Annotated in this window: 1 protein-coding gene; it reads right to left on the bottom strand. The window is 36.1% G+C overall.

The genetic code is table 11. The features are described 5' to 3' along the window. On the bottom strand, positions 1–1,036 hold a 1,036-nt coding region (locus tag AMDU4_RS14030), incomplete at its 3' end, for an MFS transporter (protein WP_290705637.1). Positions 1,037–1,078 lie beyond the last annotated feature (42 nt).

Raw genomic sequence — 1,078 nt, 5'->3', positions numbered from 1 at the left:
CCATCATGGAAGAAAATCCATATGATGTTCCCCTGAACCGTGTAATTGTAACTTCAGCAGGGAATATTCCAACAGTTGCCCCTCCAAAGGAATTGAAAAGCTCCAGAAAAGATACAATTACTATAATGCCGGCAAGAAAATAGAAATGTGGAAGAATGAGGAATAATATAGCCATAAAAAGAAAACCGGTGATTTGAATTCCCTTTCTTCCAAATTTATCAACCTTTATCATAACAAAAATACCAAATATTATGCCTATTACAAGAAAGAATGAGGTTAGAAGTGCATTGTCAACATTTGTAACAAAATGGCCAAGTTTCAGTATGGTTGGAAGCGTCAGTGCAAGACCGTATGCAACTATATCATAGAGAAACCAGACCATTGCAGCTATGACTATATTCTTATAATATTTTTTAGAAAACATTTCAAGGAAACCTGTTTTTTCCTTTTTCTCTTCCCACATTTTTGATTCTGGCAGTGCAAATCTATACAGCTCTACAATTATTGCCGGTATTACTGCAAGTCCCAGCATTAAGCGCCAGCCTATATTTCCGAAGGGAAACATAAAAACTGCAACTATTGCACTGCTTATGGCTCCTATGCTGAAAAATACATTTACCAGAGCCAGGTAATATCCCCTCTTATTATCTGGGGTTACCTCAGCAATGTATGAACTGGCCACAGGATATTCTGCACCGATGACAACCCCCAGCAAAACCCGGGAAATGAAAAGCATATAAAAATTAACTGAAAATACAGAAATCATATCAAAAATAATGAAAAACAACAGGGTTGAAATATATACTCTGCGCCGACCTATAAGATCACTGATATACCCGACTAAAATGGTGCCTATAATTGCCCCTATTATTACCGATGCTATAAGTAGCCCATATTCTAGTGAATAATTACTGAGATGTATATAATTGGGTATTAAAAGCACGGCAAAGGCTATAACCGTTAGTTCATAACCATCCAGAAACATTCCAAAAGCTGACAGAACGACAATTTTATTTACACTGGCGCTTTTTTCCATTATTGCCTAAACATATCAAGGTAATTAAATTATCTAATCATA

The sequence above is a fragment of the Ferroplasma sp. Type II genome (assembly GCF_000496155.1).
This window is presented reverse-complemented; position numbering and strand designations above follow the sequence as displayed.